General features: G+C 53.2%; 20 protein-coding genes and 3 tRNA genes. 13 read left to right on the top strand and 10 right to left on the bottom strand.

Translation table 11 applies throughout. The features are described 5' to 3' along the window. Nucleotides 1–19: 19 nt before the first annotated feature. Together fhuF and OGX97_RS04910 are read right to left on the bottom strand one after the other, a co-directional pair. On the bottom strand, nucleotides 20–808 hold the full coding sequence (gene fhuF / locus OGX97_RS04915; protein WP_032942310.1) for a siderophore-iron reductase FhuF: 789 nt from the start codon (nucleotides 806–808) through the stop codon (nucleotides 20–22). A 108-nt stretch (nucleotides 809–916) separates the two neighbouring features. Further along, on the bottom strand, nucleotides 917–1,993 hold the full coding sequence (locus OGX97_RS04910; protein ID WP_279850923.1) for a GGDEF domain-containing protein: 1,077 nt from the start codon (nucleotides 1,991–1,993) through the stop codon (nucleotides 917–919). Nucleotides 1,994–2,248: 255 nt separating this feature from the next. Here OGX97_RS04910 and OGX97_RS04905 point away from each other — a divergent pair, with 255 nt between their 5' ends. Next, entirely contained in the window at nucleotides 2,249–2,485 is a 237-nt protein-coding gene (locus tag OGX97_RS04905) for a DUF1435 domain-containing protein (protein WP_003019100.1), read from the top strand. A 39-nt stretch (nucleotides 2,486–2,524) separates the two neighbouring features. Here OGX97_RS04905 and OGX97_RS04900 read toward each other — a convergent pair. The 4 genes from OGX97_RS04900 to rsmC all read right to left on the bottom strand — a co-directional run bounded on the left by OGX97_RS04900 (nucleotide 2,525) and on the right by rsmC (nucleotide 4,097). Then, nucleotides 2,525–2,610 (bottom strand) — tRNA-Leu (locus tag OGX97_RS04900). Nucleotides 2,611–2,642: 32 nt separating this feature from the next. Next, nucleotides 2,643–2,728 (bottom strand) — tRNA-Leu (locus OGX97_RS04895). 28 nt (nucleotides 2,729–2,756) lie between these two features. Beyond that, nucleotides 2,757–2,843: transfer RNA gene (locus tag OGX97_RS04890), tRNA-Leu, on the bottom strand. Nucleotides 2,844–3,065: 222 nt separating this feature from the next. Next, nucleotides 3,066–4,097 carry a 16S rRNA (guanine(1207)-N(2))-methyltransferase RsmC gene (gene rsmC, locus OGX97_RS04885; protein ID WP_071446015.1) on the bottom strand — a complete coding sequence of 344 codons (1,032 nt, stop codon included), beginning with the start codon at nucleotides 4,095–4,097 and terminating at the stop codon, nucleotides 3,066–3,068. Between the two features lie 103 nt (nucleotides 4,098–4,200). On the opposite strand from rsmC, the gene holD reads away from it, so the two are divergent. The 8 genes from holD to OGX97_RS04845 all read left to right on the top strand — a co-directional run bounded on the left by holD (nucleotide 4,201) and on the right by OGX97_RS04845 (nucleotide 10,588). Further along, entirely contained in the window at nucleotides 4,201–4,614 is a 414-nt protein-coding gene (gene holD / locus OGX97_RS04880; RefSeq protein WP_003829988.1) for a DNA polymerase III subunit psi, read from the top strand. Further along, complete coding sequence (gene rimI, locus OGX97_RS04875; RefSeq protein WP_003829985.1) at nucleotides 4,583–5,029, top strand: ribosomal protein S18-alanine N-acetyltransferase; 447 nt, start codon at nucleotides 4,583–4,585, stop codon at nucleotides 5,027–5,029. The genes holD and rimI overlap by 32 nt, the downstream gene beginning before the upstream one ends. 14 nt (nucleotides 5,030–5,043) lie before the next feature. Then, nucleotides 5,044–5,724: a pyrimidine 5'-nucleotidase gene (gene yjjG, locus OGX97_RS04870; RefSeq protein ID WP_008786125.1), complete on the top strand. Its 681-nt coding sequence runs from the start codon at nucleotides 5,044–5,046 to the stop codon at nucleotides 5,722–5,724. A gap of 92 nt (nucleotides 5,725–5,816) precedes the next feature. Next, nucleotides 5,817–7,406, top strand: coding sequence for a peptide chain release factor 3 (prfC, locus tag OGX97_RS04865; RefSeq protein WP_003829982.1), 1,590 nt, complete (start codon nucleotides 5,817–5,819; stop codon nucleotides 7,404–7,406). 308 nt (nucleotides 7,407–7,714) lie between these two features. Then, nucleotides 7,715–8,332, top strand: a complete 618-nt coding sequence (gene osmY / locus OGX97_RS04860; RefSeq protein ID WP_003829980.1) for a molecular chaperone OsmY — start codon at nucleotides 7,715–7,717, stop codon at nucleotides 8,330–8,332. Nucleotides 8,333–8,459: 127 nt separating this feature from the next. Next, nucleotides 8,460–8,621 carry a DUF1328 domain-containing protein gene (locus OGX97_RS04855; RefSeq protein ID WP_003019081.1) on the top strand — a complete coding sequence of 54 codons (162 nt, stop codon included), beginning with the start codon at nucleotides 8,460–8,462 and terminating at the stop codon, nucleotides 8,619–8,621. Between the two features lie 120 nt (nucleotides 8,622–8,741). Then, on the top strand, nucleotides 8,742–9,815 hold the full coding sequence (locus OGX97_RS04850; protein ID WP_008786128.1) for a patatin-like phospholipase family protein: 1,074 nt from the start codon (nucleotides 8,742–8,744) through the stop codon (nucleotides 9,813–9,815). Continuing rightward, complete coding sequence (locus OGX97_RS04845) at nucleotides 9,812–10,588, top strand: metal-dependent hydrolase (RefSeq protein WP_213752488.1); 777 nt, start codon at nucleotides 9,812–9,814, stop codon at nucleotides 10,586–10,588. Before OGX97_RS04850 ends, OGX97_RS04845 begins: the two co-directional genes overlap by 4 nt. On the opposite strand, the gene OGX97_RS04840 is transcribed toward OGX97_RS04845, so the two are convergent. From OGX97_RS04840 to OGX97_RS04830, 3 genes are read right to left on the bottom strand one after another with little or no spacing between them, the layout of a single operon-like run. After that, entirely contained in the window at nucleotides 10,578–11,222 is a 645-nt protein-coding gene (locus tag OGX97_RS04840) for a hypothetical protein (protein WP_279850921.1), read from the bottom strand. The two genes, OGX97_RS04845 and OGX97_RS04840, sit on opposite strands and share 11 nt — an antisense overlap. Continuing rightward, entirely contained in the window at nucleotides 11,223–12,086 is an 864-nt protein-coding gene (locus tag OGX97_RS04835; RefSeq protein ID WP_071446020.1) for a YjjW family glycine radical enzyme activase, read from the bottom strand. It lies immediately after the preceding gene. Next, nucleotides 12,058–13,608 carry a YjjI family glycine radical enzyme gene (locus OGX97_RS04830; RefSeq protein WP_279850919.1) on the bottom strand — a complete coding sequence of 517 codons (1,551 nt, stop codon included), beginning with the start codon at nucleotides 13,606–13,608 and terminating at the stop codon, nucleotides 12,058–12,060. The genes OGX97_RS04835 and OGX97_RS04830 overlap by 29 nt, the downstream gene beginning before the upstream one ends. Before the next feature lie 261 nt (nucleotides 13,609–13,869). Here OGX97_RS04830 and deoC point away from each other — a divergent pair, with 261 nt between their 5' ends. The 4 genes from deoC to deoD all read left to right on the top strand — a co-directional run bounded on the left by deoC (nucleotide 13,870) and on the right by deoD (nucleotide 18,306). Then, nucleotides 13,870–14,649 (top strand): deoxyribose-phosphate aldolase, encoded by a 780-nt coding sequence (gene deoC, locus OGX97_RS04825; protein ID WP_003019042.1) that lies wholly within the window; start codon nucleotides 13,870–13,872, stop codon nucleotides 14,647–14,649. A gap of 135 nt (nucleotides 14,650–14,784) precedes the next feature. After that, nucleotides 14,785–16,107 carry a thymidine phosphorylase gene (gene deoA, locus OGX97_RS04820; RefSeq protein ID WP_016151609.1) on the top strand — a complete coding sequence of 441 codons (1,323 nt, stop codon included), beginning with the start codon at nucleotides 14,785–14,787 and terminating at the stop codon, nucleotides 16,105–16,107. Between the two features lie 51 nt (nucleotides 16,108–16,158). Further along, entirely contained in the window at nucleotides 16,159–17,382 is a 1,224-nt protein-coding gene (gene deoB, locus OGX97_RS04815; protein WP_003019037.1) for a phosphopentomutase, read from the top strand. 204 nt (nucleotides 17,383–17,586) lie between these two features. Beyond that, nucleotides 17,587–18,306, top strand: coding sequence for a purine-nucleoside phosphorylase (deoD, locus tag OGX97_RS04810; protein ID WP_000224864.1), 720 nt, complete (start codon nucleotides 17,587–17,589; stop codon nucleotides 18,304–18,306). 150 nt (nucleotides 18,307–18,456) lie between these two features. On the opposite strand, the gene lplA is transcribed toward deoD, so the two are convergent. Next, entirely contained in the window at nucleotides 18,457–19,473 is a 1,017-nt protein-coding gene (lplA, locus tag OGX97_RS04805; RefSeq protein WP_111466146.1) for a lipoate--protein ligase LplA, read from the bottom strand. Between the last annotated feature and the right edge of the window lie 6 nt (nucleotides 19,474–19,479).

Below are 19,479 nucleotides of genomic sequence, written 5' to 3'. Positions count from 1 at the left end.
AGGGGCTACGGCTCCTCGCTTACTTCAGCGTGCAGTCTCCGCATTGCTGAACGTCAGGCAGGCGATAGCGTTGGCAGCAGGTTCTGCGTACTAACAGCCCCTCGCGCGGAACAACGGTTCGCCACAGAGGGTTATCCTGACCGCAGGAGAGTTGTTTCTCAAAAAAGCAGGTCTGGCGCAGCGTGGTCAGCAGTTCCTCACCTAGCAACGGCTTCATTTCCGTTAAATACCAGTGAATTAAATATCCGGTGTTGCTCCAGATAAGCTTCGCGTTGATCTCGCCCGTCGCTTCCAGCGCCTGCACAACCGGCGTCAGCGCTGAGAGAATCAGCGTTTCCATGCGTTGTTGAGGGGACAGAGCTGTTGCCTGGTGATCCTGATGGACGTCGATCCAGAAGCAGGCCGCACGGCCCGTTTCGTGAAACTCTACGCGCATATGTTCAGGAGAGACGTCGATAGCCTCTTTTTGCGTCAGTAGGGCCACCATTAACGGAGGCATCATCAGGCCGATATACCATTGCGCCCAAAGAGAAATCAGGGGCTTATTTTCGCGGGGTAGCGTGGGTTGGTTGCGATAGATATGGTCTGAATAAACGGCCAGCAGCGAGCTAAGCGTCGCCGGTTGCGTCCATTCATGCAGCGTCATTGCACCTGGCACAGGCGTTTCGTCAAGACGAATGAAGTCCAGCAGGTGCTCGCGAGTTTTGGCTATCGTTGCGCGTACGGCAGCAGCCAGCGAGGGCATCTCTGAGGGGAGATGGCTACGCCAGATGACATCTTCAACGATCGGTGCGGAACGATAAGCCATGTCGATATAAGGATGTTAATCTTAATGATAATGATTGCTAATCCTATAATTGACATTGAGCGATGGCAAGATCTTTGTCGCCATCCCGAGCGGCAGCGCACAGAAAGCTCAGGTAGAGGGGCAGTTTACCCGCAGCTCATCGCTGACCAGCGTATTGTTACGTCCAAGATTCTTGGCCTCGTAAAGGGCTTTATCCGCTTTGGCGATAGCAGCATCAATATCCTGTTCTACCAGAGGTGCAATGCCGATACTGACGGTTACGTTGGTTGCCACGCTCTCATTAAACATGTGAGGGATTTTAAGATCGTACACTTTCTGGCGGATACGTTCGGCGGCAGCCTGGGCCTGCTGTGGATCGACCGCGGTCAGCAAAATCATAAACTCTTCACCGCCAAAACGCGCCACCACATCCCGGGAGCGTACGGAGTCTCGGATGGCGGCAGAAACACGGATCAACGCCTGGTCGCCCATCATATGTCCGTAATGATCGTTATAGGATTTGAAATGGTCGATATCCAGCAGCAGAACGAAGTGCCTCGAATTACTCAGAGCCAACAGCGTATCGAGCCGGTGTTGCAGCCCCCGGCGATTATACAAACCGGTTAGCGGGTCGAGCATGCTGAGCCCGTTCAGGGTTTCCCTTTCCTCCAGCAGTTTGTACATCAGTTGCTGAGCGAATCCATCGTAGCGCTTTTGTATCACATGCTGAATGGCGATACCGGCCATAGGCAGCGCCATAAAATAGAAAATCCGCAAACCATGTTCGCTGCCGTTAAGCCATAAACAAACGGCGACGGAGGGGAGTGAGTGGAGCGTAAACGCGATGATATTATTGGCAAAAGCGATAGAGCCAATAAACAGTACGCTGAGCAGCGCTATTAACAGGAAATAATAATCATTCTGACCTAGATCATTATATTTCAAGAATATATGTAACGCCCATAACAAGCCAAAAACGATTGAAATAAAAGGGAGATTAATTCTTTTATCCGCGTATTTCCCATGCCATACCAGCAGCAGTGTACTCATCACCAGCATCAGCAACGCCGGTACTGATAAGGCTTTGACCGCAAACAGTGGGAAAAAAAGCGTAAACAGCGCGGAGACTGCGTTGAGCAGCAGAAACAGTCGTAAAGAGAGTTGGTATTTTTTTGTGCGCAGAGTTCGCCAGGATTGTACTGTCATAGGTAAATATTGTTAGTTATCTGCAATGTACGAAGGTGTGTTGGTAAATAAAACAAATAACGAACGGGGTATCATTCGCAGAGGTTTTTATTGTTTTTAGTTGAAGAGCTAACCGGTGAGCAATTTATCACCTTGGATTATTCATGTCATCAATCGTTAAGTAAAACTCATATAATTGATAGTGCTTCACGGCTGACAAATGAGAAATTTTATCATATGATATTGGTTATCATTATCAATGTCATAGGTGAAATCATGTTGCAACGTACGCTGGGCAGTGGATGGGGTGTTCTGCTGCCGGGAATGCTGATTGCCGGGATGGCATATAGCGACCTGTCGGTCTACGTATGGAAGGTGATGATTGTATTAGGATTACTGCTGACTTCGCTCATGCTGTACCACAAACGTTTACGGCACTTTGTTTTGTTACCTTCATGCGCGGCACTGATTGGTGGCATTGTTTTGGTAATGATGAACTGGAATCAGGGATGAACAAAACAGAGAAGGAAATCGAGAGGGAAATAAGATAATTGGTGCGAGGGGGGGGACTCGAACCCCCACATCCTAAGGACACTAACACCTGAAGCTAGCGCGTCTACCAATTCCGCCACCTTCGCACAGTCATCTTATTTTTTTGATATCGCCTCGTTGGTGCGAGGGGGGGGACTCGAACCCCCACATCCTAAGGACACTAACACCTGAAGCTAGCGCGTCTACCAATTCCGCCACCTTCGCCCAGTGCGAGCAATATCAACGTGGATTATGGTGCGAGGGGGGGGACTTGAACCCCCACGTCCGAAAGGACACTAACACCTGAAGCTAGCGCGTCTACCAATTCCGCCACCTTCGCATACCATCGACACTCAAAAAGTATCGTTACCACGGGGGCGAATTCTAGAGATTTTATGCAGGGCGTCAACAGTTAATTTTCGAACTTAACGTGATTGCCGAAAAAAAAGGCGTTTCTTCGGTTTTTGGCGTTTTATGCAGGCCGGATAAGCGATAGCGCCATCCGGCGTTGCTCGGTATCACGCCGGATGGCGGCGTAAACGCCTTATCTGGCCTACAGCCGTTAGACTTTTTTCGCCTGGCGCGTCATCACGGTGCGATAGACCTTGAAACGTCCGGTCTGCGCGATAACTTCATGGAAGCCAAACACTTCATCCAGTACCTTCGGATAAGGCAGGAAGGCGTTCGCCACAATACGCAGTTCACCACCGCTGTTGAGATGACGCACTGCGCCACGAATCAGCGTTTGTGCGGCATCAAGGCTGGTCTGCATACCGTCGTGGAACGGCGGGTTGGAGATGATCATATCAAAACGACCCGTTACGTCAGAAAAGACGTTACTGGCGATGACGTCACCTTCAATGCCGTTGGCTGCAAGCGTTGCGCGGCTGGCTTCAACGGCGGCGGCGCTAACATCGCACAGGGTTAAGCGCACTTTCGGCGAGTGGCTGGCTAAGGCGACGGAGAGAACGCCTGCGCCACAGCCGACATCCAGCACTTTGCCTTTGGTGTGCGGCGTCAGCGTGGAGAGTAGCAGTTGGCTGCCAACATCCAGACCGTCACGGCTGAAGACGCCCGGCAGCGTTTTGATGGTCAGATTTTCTGTCTGGTATTCATCCCAGTATTTTTCTGCATCAAAGACCGGCTGTTTTTCCAGACGACCGTGGTACAGGCCACAGCGACGTGCGCTGTCGACTTTGTTTAACGGTGCGTATTCGGCCAGCATCTGCTCTGCGCTACGTACGCCGCTGCGATTCTCGCCGACAACAAAAATATCGGTGCCCACCGGTAACAGCGACAGAATGTTCATCAACTGGAACTGGGCTTCTGGCTTATTCTTCGGCCAGTAGTAGATCAGCGTATCGCTATCGGCAACGTCATCGGCCTGCGCGACGAGGCTGAAACGGACGTTGTCGCCCATCTGGCGGTTAAGCACCTGCCAGTGGTGAAGTTGCTGGGTGTGCGCACGGCTGGCGGCGCTTTCAAAATGGGCAGGCAGGTCATCCTGCAAATCACCGGCAAACAGAATACGGCTTTGTTCGAAATCATCACTGTGGCGCAGCAAGACTTCACTTGCCGGGGTAAAAGCAGACATGGAATGCTCCTTAAATTGTACAGCGGGGGATTATAGTTGTTTGATGGCACGGATTCGACAAATTTGCTATATTTGCGCCCCTGATAGACAGGAGTGTTTCGCTATGACATCCCGACGAGACTGGCAGTTACAGCAACTGGGCATTACGCAGTGGTCCTTGCGTCGTCCTGGCGCACTGCAGGGCGAGATCGCGATTTCCATTCCTGCGCATGTCCGTTTGGTGATGGTTGCTGCACAGTTACCCGCGCTAACCGAACCGTTGATCAGCGATATTTTACGCGCATTAACCGTTAGCCCGGATCAGGTTTTACAACTGACGCCTGACCGTGTCGCCATGCTGCCGCAAGGCAGTCGCTGTAATAGCTGGCGGCTGGGAACCGAAGAGCCGCTGCTGCTGGAGGGCGCTCAGGTCGAGAGTCCTGCGTTTAATGAATTACGGGAAAACCCAGCGGCACGCGCCGCGTTATGGCAACAAATCTGCGCATATGAACACGATTTCTTCCCTCGAGCCGACTGATTTACCCGCAGCATTTCAGATTGAAAAACGCGCCCACGCTTTTCCGTGGAGTGAAAAAACATTTGCCAGCAACCAGGGCGATCGCTACCTCAATTTTCAGCTGAGGGTTGACGACGTGATGGCCGCCTTTGCAATTACGCAGGTCGTACTGGATGAAGCGACGTTGTTCAATATCGCCGTCGATCCTGACTTTCAGCGCCGGGGCCTGGGGCGTGAGCTGCTGGAGCATCTGATCGATGAGCTGGAAAAGCGTGGCATTTTGACCCTGTGGCTTGAAGTGCGCGCCTCGAATGCGGCCGCTATCGCGCTGTACGAAAGCTTAGGCTTTAACGAGGCGACGATCCGTCGCAACTACTATCCAACGGCCGATGGTCACGAAGACGCCATCATCATGGCGTTGCCAATCAGCATGTAAGATAAGGTGTAATGATGAAGAAGTGGGACTGGATTTTCTTTGATGCCGACGAAACGCTGTTTACGTTTGACTCGTTTACCGGCTTACAGCGGATGTTTCTCGACTATAGCATTACCTTTACCGCTGAAGATTTTCAGGACTACCAGGCCGTGAATAAACCGCTGTGGGTGGATTATCAAAACGGCGCGATTACCTCATTACAACTGCAGCATGCCCGTTTTCAGAGCTGGGCCGAACGCCTGAAGGTTGAACCGGGCCAGCTTAATGACGCATTCATCAATGCGATGGCGGAGATCTGCTCACCGTTGCCGGGGGCGGTTTCTCTGCTCAATGCGATTCGCGATAAAACGAAAATCGGCATCATTACTAACGGCTTTACCGCGTTGCAGCAAATCCGCCTTGAGCGGACGGGGCTGCGCGACTATTTCGACCTGCTGGTGATTTCTGAGCAGGTTGGGGTGGCAAAACCCGACCCCCGTATTTTTGACCATGCGCTGGAGCAGGCGGGTAATCCTGACCGTTCTCGCGTGCTGATGGTGGGTGACACCGCAGAGTCCGATATTCTTGGCGGCATTAACGCCGGGCTATCCACCTGCTGGCTAAATACGCACCACCGCGAGCAGCCAGCGGGCATTCAGCCGACCTGGACCGTAGCGTCATTAAGCGAACTGGAGCAGCTCCTGTGTAAACACTGATTGCCTCCCCCCCGTTGATGGGTAAAATAGCCGCAATTTTTCGTATTCAACTTGCCCGGCCTGTTGCCGTGCTTACCTAAGAAGATTTGACTATGACGTTGTCTCCTTATTTGCAAGAGGTGGCCAAACGCCGCACTTTTGCCATTATTTCTCACCCGGATGCCGGTAAAACGACAATTACTGAAAAGGTACTGTTATTCGGACAGGCCATTCAGACCGCCGGTACGGTAAAAGGCCGTGGCTCCAGCCAGCATGCAAAATCTGACTGGATGGAAATGGAAAAGCAGCGTGGTATCTCCATTACCACCTCTGTGATGCAGTTTCCGTATCATGACTGCCTGGTGAACCTGCTGGACACCCCGGGGCACGAAGACTTCTCCGAAGATACCTATCGTACTCTGACGGCGGTGGACTGCTGCCTGATGGTTATCGATGCCGCAAAAGGCGTCGAGGATCGTACCCGTAAGCTGATGGAAGTTACCCGTCTGCGCGATACGCCGATCCTGACCTTTATGAACAAACTCGACCGTGACATCCGCGATCCGATGGAGCTGCTGGATGAAGTCGAGAACGAACTGAAAATCGGCTGTGCGCCAATCACCTGGCCGATTGGCTGCGGTAAGTTGTTCAAAGGTGTCTATCACCTTTATAAAGATGAAACTTACCTGTATCAGACCGGTAAAGGACACACCATTCAGGAAGTGCGTGTTGTTAAAGGTCTGAACAACCCGGAACTTGATGCTGCCGTGGGTGAAGACCTGGCACAGCAGCTGCGCGACGAGCTGGAGCTGGTGCAGGGCGCGTCCAACGAGTTCGACCATGAGCTGTTCCTCGCGGGCGAAATCACCCCGGTCTTCTTCGGTACCGCGCTGGGTAACTTCGGCGTTGACCATATGCTGGACGGCCTAGTGGAGTGGGCGCCTGCGCCGATGCCGCGTAAAACCGACACCCGCGTCGTCGAAGCCTCAGAAGAGAAGTTCACCGGTTTCGTGTTTAAAATTCAGGCCAACATGGACCCGAAACACCGTGACCGCGTGGCGTTCATGCGTGTGGTATCCGGCAAGTATGAGAAAGGCATGAAAATGCGCCAGGTGCGCATTGGTAAAGACGTGGTGATCTCCGACGCACTCACCTTTATGGCCGGTGACCGTTCTCATGTGGAAGAAGCGTATCCGGGCGATATTCTCGGTCTGCATAACCACGGCACTATCCAGATCGGCGATACCTTTACCCAGGGCGAAATGATGAAGTTCACCGGTATTCCGAACTTCGCACCGGAGCTGTTCCGTCGTATTCGCCTGAAGGATCCATTGAAGCAGAAACAGCTGCTGAAAGGGCTGGTTCAGCTGTCAGAAGAGGGCGCAGTGCAGGTATTCCGTCCGATCGCCAATAACGATTTGATCGTGGGCGCTGTCGGTGTGCTGCAGTTTGACGTGGTGGTTTCACGTCTGAAGAGCGAGTACAACGTTGAAGCGATTTATGAATCCGTCAACGTGGCGACTGCGCGCTGGGTAGAATGTTCTGACGTGAAGAAATTCGAAGAGTTTAAGCGTAAGAACGAAATTCAGCTGGCGCTGGATGGCGGCGATAACCTCACCTATATCGCACCAACCATGGTTAACCTGAATCTCACCCAGGAACGTTACCCGGACGTTCAGTTCCGTAAAACACGCGAACACTAATCGACCTTCCAGGGCACGGTATCCGCCGTGTCCTGCAACTTTTCCTGTCTTTTAAATCCCTTGCGGAATGTTCTTAAAACCTCGCGTTTTTCTTTTGTTTGCCTGTTTTTTAATCAATTCTGACTGCGATCACGAAATCGTGAACTATATTTAACAATGTGATGACATAAATATCGGCGTTAAATGCTTTTTAGGCTGCCTGTTGCAGCGTCTATTGCTGATATTTATTCCACTTACAAGATTAGTTGCTGGTTCAGGCCGTGTAACGGCAGAGCATAGCTTTTAGCAAAACATACAGGAATACATCGATGACAATGACAGGACTTAAGATTTCTAAAACGCTGCTGGCCGTGATGCTGACCTCCGCTGTTGCAACGGGTTCTGCTTATGCAGAAAACGCCACGATGGATAAAGCGCAATCCGGCGTCGAAAGTGCGGGGCAGAAAGTCGATAGCTCTATGAACAAAGTCGGTAATTTCATGGATGACAGCACCATCACCGCGAAAGTAAAAGCCGCGCTGGTGGACCACGAAAGCATTAAGAGCACCGATATTTCCGTCAAAACAGATCAAAAGGTGGTGACACTAAGCGGGTTTGTTGAAAGCCAGGCACAGGCCGAAGAAGCGGTGAAAGTGGCGAAAGGCGTTGAGGGTGTGACCTCCGTTAGCGACAAACTGCACGTGCGTGATAGTAAAGAAACCTCCGTTAAAGGCTATGCGGGCGATACGGCAATCACCAGTGAGGTAAAAGCCAAGCTGCTGGCCGATGATATCGTCCCTTCCCGCAAGGTGAAAGTTGAGACCACCGATGGCGTTGTGCAACTTTCAGGCACCGTCGATTCACAGGCTCAAAGCGATCGTGCTGAGAGCATCGCTAAAGCGATTGATGGCGTGAAAAGCGTCAAAAACGATCTCAAAACTCAGTAATTAGACTTAATTCGTCCTCCTGACGTTTGTCGGGAGGCGTGTTGTGCACCACACTGAAAATATCGCCGATGGGCAGCCTGAGCGCTCATATCAAGCGGTGAAATTAACTATGGTAAAGGAGAAGCATATGTTTCGATGGGGCATCATATTTCTGGTTATCGCGTTAATTGCCGCCGCACTCGGTTTTGGTGGACTGGCGGGTACTGCAGCCGGCGCAGCGAAAATTGTGTTTGTGGTGGGGATCATTCTGTTTTTGGTCAGCCTGTTTACCGGGCGTAAACGACCCTAGCCCATAGCCGTAAAGAAAAATTGCTACTAAGCCAGTCCATTGGACTGGCTTTTACGGTTTTAGCGTCAGGCAATTTGCGTTACTTTGTTGCTCTATTACAAAAACAACAGGAAGGCAGAGGTGGGGCAGAGAATACCCGTCACGCTCGGTAATATTGCGCCGTTATCGTTACGTCCGTTTCAACCAGGCAATATGGCGCTGGTGTGCGAGGGTGGGGGACAAAGAGGTATCTTTACCGCTGGCGTACTGGATGAATTCATGCGCGCGCAGTTTAACCCTTTTGAGCTCTTCTACGGGACGTCCGCTGGCGCGCAAAACCTTTCAGCCTATCTCTGTAACCAGCCCGGTTACGGTCGCAAAGTTATTATGCGATACACCACCCGACGCGAATTTTTTGACCCGGTGCGCTTTGTGCGCGGGGGAAACTTAATCGATCTCGACTGGCTGGTGGATTCGACTGCGTCCCAGATGCCGCTGGCAATGGATAACGCCGAGCGTCTGTTTGCCGCAGGGAAAGCGTTTTATATGTGCGCCTGTCGGGGCGATGATTACACGCCCGGATATTTTTCGCCGAACCGGCAAAACTGGCTCGACCTCATTCGAGCCTCCAGCGCGATTCCCGGGTTCTACCGCACAGGGGTTGTATTGGACGGCGTGAACTATCTGGATGGAGGAGTTAGTGATGCCATACCTGTGCAGGAGGCAGCGAAGCAGGGGGCAAAAACGTTGGTAGTGATTCGCACTGTGCCTTCGCAAATGTACTACACCCCGCAGTGGTTCAAACGTATGGAGCGCTGGTTGGGTGAAAGTAGCCTGCAACCGTTTCTGAATCTGGTGCAGCATCATGAGACCAGCTATCGTGCTATCCAGAGTTTTATTGAGAAGCCGCCGGGCAAGCTGCGTATTTTTGAGATCTATCCGCCAAAACCACTCCATAGCATGGCGTTGGGCAGCCGTATTCCGGCACTGAGGGAAGATTACAAAACCGGACGCCTGTGCGGTCGTTACTTTCTGGCGACAGTCGGCAAACTGCTGGCGAAAAATGCGCCCTTGCCTCGTCAGACACCGAAGATTGTGGTGCCGGGACCGGTGGTAGTTCCTCCCGCACCGGTGGCCAACGATGCCCATGTGCCAGTGGTGACCGATGCGCCTCAGGCGAACGACACGACGTTTGATAATGAGGATTTGGCGTGAGTTATCGTTTTATCGATACGCATTGTCACTTTGATTTCCCGCCGTTTACCGGCGATGAATCTGCCAGCATTCAGCGCGCGGCGGAGGTTGGTGTACAGAGCATTATCGTTCCGGCCACCCAGGCGGCGAATTTTCCCCGCGTACTGGCGTTAGCGGAAAATTATCCTCCATTGTTTGCCGCGCTTGGTCTGCATCCCATTGTTATTGAACAACATAGCGATGACTGCCTGGACCAGTTGCAACAGGAGCTGGATAAGCGCCCACAAAAGCTGGTGGCGGTAGGCGAGATTGGATTGGATCTGTATCGGGACGATCCGCAATTCGATAAGCAAGAGCGGGTGCTGGAAGCGCAGCTAAAGCTGGCGAAGCGGTATGAATTGCCGGTGATCCTGCATTCGCGGCGTACCCATGACAAGCTGGCGATGCACCTGAAACGTCATGCTTTGCCGCGAACTGGCGTGGTGCATGGTTTTTCCGGGAGCGTGCAGCAGGCAGAGCGCTTTGTGCAACTGGGATACAAAATTGGCGTGGGAGGCACCATTACCTATCCGCGCGCCAGTAAAACCCGCGAGGTAATAGCGCAACTGCCGCTGGAATCGCTGTTGCTGGAAACCGACGCGCCGGATATGCCGCTCAACGGCTTTCAGGGGCAGCCTAACCGCCCGGAGCAGGTAGTCAGAGTCTTCGACGTCTTATGCGAACTGCGCCCGGAACCTGCGGACGTGATCGCTGACGCGCTGTATCGTAATACCACGGCGCTGTTTAACGTGTGATTGGGTGGCGTAGCCAGCCGACAAAAGTGTCCGCTTCGTAGGCCTGATAAGCGAAGCGTATCAGGCATATCTTTGCCGGATGGCGGCTTCGTCTTATCCGGCCTACAAAAGTATGCGCTCCGTAGGCCTGATAAGCGAAGCGCATCAGGCATAACTTCGTCGGATGGCAGCTGCGCCTAATCCGGCCTACAAAAGTGTGCGCTTCGTAGGCCTGATAAGCAAAGCGCATCAGGCATAACTTCGTCGGATGGCGGCTGCGCCTTATCCGGCCTACAAAAGTATGCGCTCCGTAGGCCTGATAAGCGAAGCGCATCAGGCATAACTTCGCCGGATGGCGGCTGCGTCTTATCCGGCCTAAAAAAGTGTGTGCTTCGTAGGCCTGATAAGCAAAGCGCATCAGGCATATCTTTGCCGGATGGCGGCTGCGCCTTATCCGGCCTACAAAAGTATGCGCTCCGTAGGCCTGATAAGCGAAGCGCATCAGGCATAACTTCGCCGGATCGCGGCTGCGTCTTATCCGGCCTACAAAAGTGTGTGTTTCGTAGGCCTGATAAGCAAAGCGCATCAGGCATAACTTTGCCGGATGGCGGCTGTGTTTTTTCCGGCCTGCAAATGATGTAGCCGCATCCGGCAATCACAGGTACAGCGCCGGGAAGATCAAATTATCCACCCTGCGCTCGCGCAATCTTTGCGCCAGGTGTTCCACATCCTTCGGCGTGGCGCTCGGCCAGTCCTTCGCTTCGCCATACACCCCGTGCGCATGAAAGGCATTCAGCCGTACCGGTACGTCACCGGTGCGTTTGATAAACGCCGCCAGCGCATCGATATGCTGTAGATAATCTTCCTGACCAGGAATAACCAGCAGGCGGAGTTCCGCCAGTTTTCTCTGCCCGGACAAAAAGGTAATGCTTTGTTTAATCAGCGTGTTATCGCGGCCGGTAAGCTGCCGATGACACGTGCTGTCCCAGGCTTTTAAATCCAGCATTACGCCGTCGCACACCGGCAGCAGCTTCTGCCAGCCGGTTTCGCTCAGCATGCCGTTGCTGTCGACCATGCAGGTCAGGTGTTGCAACTGCGGATCGGTTTTTATCGCGGTAAATAGCGCCACAATAAAGGGGAGCTGGGTAGTCGCTTCACCGCCACTAACGGTTATCCCTTCGATAAACAGTGACGCTTTACGAATATGTTGCAGCACTTCATCAACGCTCATACTCTGCGCCATCGGCGTGGCCTGCTGGGGGCACATATGCAGGCAGGTGTCACACTGCTGACACACATCGGACTGCCACCACACTTTCCCTGCGCTCAGGCTCAGCGCCTCATGCGGGCAATGCAGCACACACTCCCCGCAGTCGTTGCAGCGTCCCATCGTCCACGGATTGTGGCAATTTTTACAGCGCAGATTACATCCTTGCAGAAACAGAGCCAGGCGACTGCCCGGCCCGTCGACGCAGGAGAAAGGAATCAGCCTACTGACTAAAGCGCATCTGCTGTTCATGGCTAATCACGCGAGGTTGTCGTTCCAGAATGCGCGTATTGCGCGCGGCTTCTTCGCCAAGCCAGGTGGTGTTGGTTCGTGACCCTTCGGCGCGATACTTTTCCAGATCCGACAGGCGCACCATATACCCGGTGATACGGACCAGATCGTTGCCGCTCACGTTGGCGGTAAACTCGCGCATTCCGGCTTTAAACGCCCCGAGGCACAACTGCACCAGCGCCTTAGGATTACGCTTGATGGTTTCATCCAGCGTGAGAATGTCGCTGATCCCGGCGTGATAAAACGCGTGATGTGGCGCGACGGTTTGCAGATGGGTGATCGGGTCCGGCTCATCGCCGTAAGGCAGGCGTGCACCTGGCGTGGTGCCGATGTCAGAACTGATCCCCGACTGTGCATGCAGCATCGCGCGCTGCTTCCAGCCATATTTCACCGGGGTATTTTCGACAAACTCCGCCAGGTAGGCGCTAATACGATAGCCGAGCTGATTGGCGAACTCATCTTTCCCATAGCGCGCATTCTGTCCCGACTTATCGCACAGCAGGTTAACCGCCTCCGCCAGACCATACATCCCGAACATAGGCACAAAACGTTCGGGATCAATCAACCCTTCCTGCACGAGGAAGCTATTCTCAAAGAAATGTGATTTCTCATAGAGGAATTCACATCGTGAATCAATGATGGCGATTTGCTGCTGGCAGTAGTGCGGTAGGGTGCGCGTAAAGAAGTCATCGACAGAGGTGCTGCGCTCTGCGATGGCTTTCAGATTAAGCCTGACCAGCGTGCTTCCACCCCCGGCGAGCGGCAAAGAGTTGTAACAACTAACGACGCCATACTGACCTTTTGTGAAAATTTTATCATTTTCAGGGCCGTTGGAAATATGCGGCTTACTGCACTCGCAGATATTTTGTGCCACGTTGAGCAGCAGATCGTCAGGTGTGATTTGCGGGTCATAAATGAATGTCAGATTAGGCGAAACCTGCTTTAACTCTGCATCTGCGCGTAAAATTGCACGGGTGACTGGTGTATCGGTGGGGCCGATATTGGCATGCATAAACGCGTCTGGCAGGGTTCTGTCGAGATAACGCCAGAAACGTTTTATTCGAATATCGATCTCGTCTTGTGTTAGAATTCTAACATACGGTTGCAGCAGGGCATCGAGCTGACCGAGATAAACCGGCATCGACGTCACTGACGGAACATGGTGGTAAAGAATAGTGAGTAAGGATAACGCGTCATCAAGATCCTTGGCGCCTTCCAACTCCAGCCACGATGAGCCATTGGCCAGAAAACGCGCGTAATCGGGTAAAACATAGCGCGGTTTGAACGGGGCATGACCTTCGTACATATCGCAGATTACCCCATCATCCAGCGCCTGACGTGCCTGTGCAGGCAGTTGCGGGTAAGGCAGCGCGTTTTCAGCTTCCAGCGCCAGAAAGTGGCGTTTCTGCTCAGGGCTGAGCACTGGGCTGGTCACGATTTGTTGGCAACGCTGTTGCAGCGCGAGTTCGCTTGAAGTGGGCATCGTTGATTCCTTTTTATCCCGAAGGTGTAACGCCATTGTAGAAAGCAACGCCGCCGCAACCTTTGATCCGGATGCGCCTGATGCCACCGCATCCCTTTAGAAAAGGTGATTTATTTGAAGTAGATCTCATTAGAGTAATGCAAATCTGTATGTGGTTTTCATTAACTGTGATGTATATCGAAGTGTAATAGCGAGCGGATGTTAGAATACTAACAAACTCGCAAGGTGAAATTTTATACGGCGATGCCGTTGGAGAATGTTATGACCGATTTAACAGCAAGCAGCCTGCGTGCACTGAAACTGATGGACCTGACTACCCTGAATGATGACGACACCAATGAAAAAGTGATCGCGCTGTGTCATCAGGCGAAGACCCCGGTTGGCAACACTGCCGCAATCTGTATCTATCCGCGTTTCATCCCTATTGCGCGTAAGACCCTGAAAGAGCAGGGCACGCCGGACATCCGCATTGCAACCGTAACCAACTTCCCGCATGGCAACGACGACATCGAGATTGCGCTGGCTGAAACCCGCGCGGCGATTGCTTACGGCGCAGATGAAGTTGACGTGGTGTTCCCGTACCGTGCGCTGATCGCCGGTAACGAGCAGATTGGTTTCGATCTGGTTAAAGCCTGCAAAGACGCGTGTGCGGCGGCAAACGTGCTGCTGAAAGTCATCATCGAAACCGGTGAGCTGAAAGAAGAAGCACTGATTCGCAAAGCGTCTGAAATCTCCATTAAAGCCGGTGCTGATTTCATCAAAACCTCTACCGGTAAAGTGCCGGTCAATGCGACGCCGGAAAGCGCACGCATCATGATGGAAGTGATCCGCGACATGGGTGTTTCTAAAACTGTAGGTTTCAAACCGGCTGGTGGCGTGCGCACTGCAGAAGATGCACAGCAGTTCCTGGCGATTGCCGATGAACTGTTTGGCGCTGACTGGGCTGATTCTCGTCACTACCGTTTTGGCGCATCCAGCCTGCTGGCGAGCCTGCTGAAAGCGCTGGGTCACGGCGACGGCAAGAGCGCAAGCAGCTACTAAGCCTTATATTGCCGGAGCTGTAGCGACGTAGGCCGGATAAGGCGTAGCCGCCATCCGGCATTAAGACGACTGCCGGGTGGCGCGTTGCTTACCCGGCCTACAACGGCCTTCTACTCTTTTCCCCTGGGGGTTACCGTGTTTCTCGCACAAGAAATTATTCGTAAAAAACGTGATGGTCATGCGCTGAGCGATGAAGAAATTCGTTTCTTTATCAATGGTATTCGCGACAACACCATCTCTGAAGGGCAAATCGCCGCCCTGGCGATGACCATTTTCTTCCACGATATGACAATGCCTGAGCGAGTTTCGCTGACCATGGCAATGCGTGATTCAGGAACCGTGCTGGACTGGAAAAGCCTGCAGCTGAACGGCCCGATTGTGGATAAACACTCTACCGGCGGTGTAGGTGACGTAACGTCACTGATGTTAGGCCCGATGGTCGCAGCGTGCGGCGGCTATATTCCGATGATCTCCGGGCGTGGCCTGGGGCATACCGGCGGTACACTCGATAAACTGGAAGCGATTCCTGGATTTGACATCTTCCCGGACGACGCGCGCTTCCGTGAAATTATTAAAGACGTGGGTGTGGCGATTATTGGGCAAACCAGCTCGCTCGCACCGGCGGATAAACGTTTTTATGCCACCCGCGATATTACCGCGACGGTGGATTCCATCCCGCTGATTACCGGTTCTATTCTGGCGAAAAAACTGGCGGAAGGGCTGGATGCGCTAGTGATGGATGTGAAAGTGGGCAGCGGCGCCTTTATGCCGACCTACGAGCTTTCTGAAGCTCTTGCTGAAGCGATTGTCGGTGTGGCAAACGGTGCGGGTGTACGTACCACCGCGCTGTTAACCGATATGAATCAGGTGCTAGCCTCCAGCGCAGGTAACGCGGTCGAAGTTCGCGAAGCGGTGCAGTTCCTGACCGGTGAATACCGCAATCCACGTCTGTTAGACGTCACCATGGCGCTGTGCGTGGAAATGCTGATCTCCGGTAATCTGGCGAAAGATGACGCCGAAGCCCGTGCGAAATTGCAGGCGGTGCTGGACAACGGTAAAGCGGCAGAGATTTTTGGTCGCATGGTTGCGGCGCAAAAAGGCCCGACCGATTTCGTCGAAAATTATGCGAAGTATCTGCCGACGGCAATGCTCAGCAAAGCGGTATATGCTGATACCGAAGGCTTTGTCAGCGCGATGGATACCCGCGCGCTGGGGATGGCGGTCGTTTCCATGGGCGGCGGTCGTCGTCAGGCTTCGGACACCATTGATTACAGCGTTGGCTTTAGCGATATGGCGCGTCTGGGCGACAGCGTAGACGGACAACGCCCGCTGGCGGTGATCCACGCGAAAGACGAAGCCAGCTGGCAGGAAGCGGCGAAAGCGGTCAAAGCGGCAATTAGCCTTGACGATAAAGCGCCAGAAATTACACCGACAGTCTATCGTCGTATTACCGAATAACTGTATACTGATCTGATCGCTTTTTTGCGGCGCAGATGTATGGAGAACAAGATGAAACGTGCATTTATTATGGTGCTGGACTCCTTTGGTATTGGTGCGACTGAAGATGCGGATCGCTTTGGCGACGTAGGTTCAGACACTATGGGACACATTGCAGAAGCCTGTGCGAAAGGTGAGGCTGACAATGGTCGCAAAGGTCCACTGAATCTGCCTAACCTGACCCGTCTGGGCCTGGTGAAAGCTCACGAAGGTTCTACCGGTAAAATTGCTGCTGGTATGGACGGTAACGCGGAAGTGATTGGTGCCTACGCATGGGCGCATGAACTTTCTTCCGGGAAAGACACGCCGTCTGGCCACTGGGAAATCGCGGGTGTCCCGGTTCTGTTTGATTGGGGTTATTTCTCCGATCATGAAAACAGCTTCCCGCAGGAACTGCTGGATAAACTGGTAAAACGTGCCAACCTGCCAGGCTACCTCGGCAACTGCCACTCTTCCGGTACTGTGATCCTGGATCAGCTGGGTGAAGAGCATATGAAAACCGGCAAGCCGATTTTCTATACCTCCGCTGACTCCGTGTTCCAGATTGCCTGCCACGAAGAGACGTTTGGCCTGGATAAACTCTACGAGCTGTGTGAAATCGCACGTGAAGAGCTGACCGAAGGTGGTTACAACATCGGTCGTGTTATTGCACGTCCGTTTATCGGTGATAAAGCCGGTAACTTCCAGCGTACCGGTAACCGTCACGACCTGGCCGTTGAGCCGCCAGCACCGACCGTGCTGCAGAAACTGGTCGACGAAAAAGACGGTCACGTGGTTTCCGTCGGTAAAATTGCGGATATCTACGCTAACTGCGGCATCACCAAAAAAGTGAAAGCCACCGGTCTGGACGCGCTGTTCGACGCCACCATCAAAGAGATGAAAGAAGCAGGTGATAAGACCATCGTCTTCACCAACTTCGTTGATTTCGACTCTTCCTGGGGACATCGTCGCGATATCGCCGGTTATGCTGCGGGCCTGGAACTGTTCGACCGCCGTCTGCCTGAGCTGATGGAGCTGGTGGGTGAAGATGACATTCTGATCCTGACCGCTGACCACGGCTGCGACCCAAGCTGGACCGGCACTGACCACACCCGTGAACACATCCCGGTACTGGTCTACGGCCCGAAAGTGAAACCAGGTTCTTTAGGTCACCGTGAAACCTTCGCGGATATCGGTCAGACGCTGGCGAGCTACTTTGGTACGTCACCGATGGACTACGGTAAAAACATGCTGTAATACCCGTTGTCTTTCGCGCTGTAGATGCGTTGACTTCATTCGCTCACCCCGGTCACATAGTGAATCTATGCTCCCGGGGATTCACGAATTCGTCGCCTTCCTACAACGCGAAATCCTTAGGGTATTTCACTGTTTTGCATACGTTTTGTAGGCCTGATAAGGCGTAGCCGCCATCAGGCAATAACAACGAAATAAGGACAAAAAATGGCAACTCCACATATTAATGCAGAAATGGGTGATTTCGCTGACGTCGTATTGATGCCGGGCGACCCGCTGCGTGCAAAGCATATTGCTGAAACTTTCCTCGAAGATGTTCGTGAAGTGAACAACGTTCGCGGCATGTTAGGTTTTACCGGTACTTACAAAGGCCGTAAGATCTCCGTTATGGGTCACGGTATGGGTATCCCGTCCTGCTCCATCTACACCAAAGAGCTGATCACCGATTTCGGCGTGAAGAAAATCATTCGCGTAGGCTCCTGCGGCGCTGTGCGTATGGACGTTAAACTGCGTGACGTGGTTATCGGTATGGGCGCTTGCACCGACTCCAAAGTTAACCGTATCCGTTTTAAAGATCATGACTTCGCTGCTATTGCTGACTTCGACATGGTGCGTAACGCGGTTGATGCGGCAAAAGCACTGGGTGTAGACGCGCGCGTGGGCAACCTGTTCTCTGCTGACCTGTTCTACTCTCCGGACGGTGAAATGTTCGACGTGATGGAAAAATACGGCGTGCTGGGCGTGGAAATGGAAGCGGCGGGCATCTACGGTGTTGCTGCGGAATTTGGTGCAAAAGCGCTGACCATCTGCACCGTTTCCGACCATATCCGTACTCACGAGCAGACCACTGCCGCTGAACGTCAGACGACCTTCAACGACATGATCAAAATCGCGCTGGAATCCGTTCTGCTGGGCGATAAAGAGTAAGGGTTGTTATGGCCCGGTGGCGCTGCGCTGGCCGGGCCTATGGGAATGCCGCTATTAATGCCTGATGGCGCTTCGCTTATCAGGCGTACAGGAGCGGTCTTGTAGGCCGGATAAGGCGCAGCCGCCATCCGGCAATTCGCCACTAATCGCTTAACGCACGGCCTTCGCCACCCACGCCGCCAGTTCACGCAGCTCGTTTTCCTGATCCGGATATTCCGTAACCAGCGCTTCGCAAGTCTGCTGTAAAACATCGGCGCGATACTGGCAGCCCTGTAGCCGCTCCGCCAGCGCTTCTAACGGCGCGGGATTGAGACTGTCGGTAAACACCTGTGTGCGCGTGATATGACCTTTTTCGACGTCGAAATGCAGCTCAACGCCACCCCAGGTGAAACGCTCGTCCAGCAGATGCGAGAAAGCAGGTGCCTGACCAAAATTCCATTCCCAACTGCTCTGGCGGGCAAAGGTTTCGGCAAAATTTGGCAGGTCCGGCGTTTTATCTGGTGAGATCACTTCCGCTTCAACGCGTTCGCCATAATGAGCAAAAAAGGCTTCCGTGATGGCCTGACAGACCTGTTCATGGGTGATGCCCGGTAACAGCTCCGTCAAATTCGCCACCCGTGAGCGGACAGAGGTGATCCCCTTTGCCGCGAGTTTCTTTTTGTCGGGATTGAGATAATTTGCCAGGCGGCTGAGATCGGCATTTAGCAGCAGCGTGCCGTGGTGGAAGCCGCGATCTTTCGTTTCCCGATAAGCAGAGCCTGAAACCTTGCGATCGCCGTCTGGCGTTTTCACAACCAGATCGTTACGCCCGGAGGCGTCCGCCGTCACTCCCAGAGAATTCAATGCGTTGAGGACAATCGCGGTGGAAATGGTTTTGTCGTACTCCGGTTTACCGGCCATAAAGGTAAAGCAGGTATTACCTAAGTCATGGAACACCGCGCCGCCGCCGCTGCTACGGCGGGCGAGCCGCACGTTGTCTTCCTCCATACGGCGGGTATTACACTCTTTCCACGGATTTTGCGCCCGGCCAATCACCACCGTATCGGCGTTACGCCACAAGAACAGGACGCGCTGCGTGGCGGGCATCTGGCGAAAAATGCACTCTTCGACCGCGAGGTTAAACCACGGATCATAAGAGTCTGAGATAAGCAGGCGTAGTGTAGTCATGGTTGA

The sequence above is a fragment of the Citrobacter sp. Cpo061 genome (assembly GCF_030332845.1).
Classification (GTDB): Bacteria; Pseudomonadota; Gammaproteobacteria; order Enterobacterales; family Enterobacteriaceae; genus Citrobacter; species Citrobacter portucalensis.
The sequence above is the reverse complement of the archived record's forward strand: the minus strand, read 5'-3'. Positions and strand labels throughout refer to the sequence as shown.

Coding starts and splice junctions, on each gene's coding strand:
- rsmC (WP_071446015.1), bottom strand. CDS start 4,097: ATGTCTGCTTTTACCCCGGCAAGTGAAGTCTTGCTGCGCCACAGTGAT.
- holD (WP_003829988.1), top strand. CDS start 4,201: ATGACATCCCGACGAGACTGGCAGTTACAGCAACTGGGCATTACGCAG.
- deoC (WP_003019042.1), top strand. CDS start 13,870: ATGACCGATTTAACAGCAAGCAGCCTGCGTGCACTGAAACTGATGGAC.
- prfC (WP_003829982.1), top strand. CDS start 5,817: ATGACGTTGTCTCCTTATTTGCAAGAGGTGGCCAAACGCCGCACTTTT.
- OGX97_RS04835 (WP_071446020.1), bottom strand. CDS start 12,086: ATGAACAGCAGATGCGCTTTAGTCAGTAGGCTGATTCCTTTCTCCTGC.
- OGX97_RS04830 (WP_279850919.1), bottom strand. CDS start 13,608: ATGCCCACTTCAAGCGAACTCGCGCTGCAACAGCGTTGCCAACAAATC.
- OGX97_RS04855 (WP_003019081.1), top strand. CDS start 8,460: ATGTTTCGATGGGGCATCATATTTCTGGTTATCGCGTTAATTGCCGCC.
- fhuF (WP_032942310.1), bottom strand. CDS start 808: ATGGCTTATCGTTCCGCACCGATCGTTGAAGATGTCATCTGGCGTAGC.
- deoB (WP_003019037.1), top strand. CDS start 16,159: ATGAAACGTGCATTTATTATGGTGCTGGACTCCTTTGGTATTGGTGCG.
- rimI (WP_003829985.1), top strand. CDS start 4,583: ATGAACACGATTTCTTCCCTCGAGCCGACTGATTTACCCGCAGCATTT.
- deoD (WP_000224864.1), top strand. CDS start 17,587: ATGGCAACTCCACATATTAATGCAGAAATGGGTGATTTCGCTGACGTC.
- lplA (WP_111466146.1), bottom strand. CDS start 19,473: ATGACTACACTACGCCTGCTTATCTCAGACTCTTATGATCCGTGGTTT.
- yjjG (WP_008786125.1), top strand. CDS start 5,044: ATGAAGAAGTGGGACTGGATTTTCTTTGATGCCGACGAAACGCTGTTT.
- OGX97_RS04910 (WP_279850923.1), bottom strand. CDS start 1,993: ATGACAGTACAATCCTGGCGAACTCTGCGCACAAAAAAATACCAACTC.
- osmY (WP_003829980.1), top strand. CDS start 7,715: ATGACAATGACAGGACTTAAGATTTCTAAAACGCTGCTGGCCGTGATG.
- OGX97_RS04905 (WP_003019100.1), top strand. CDS start 2,249: ATGTTGCAACGTACGCTGGGCAGTGGATGGGGTGTTCTGCTGCCGGGA.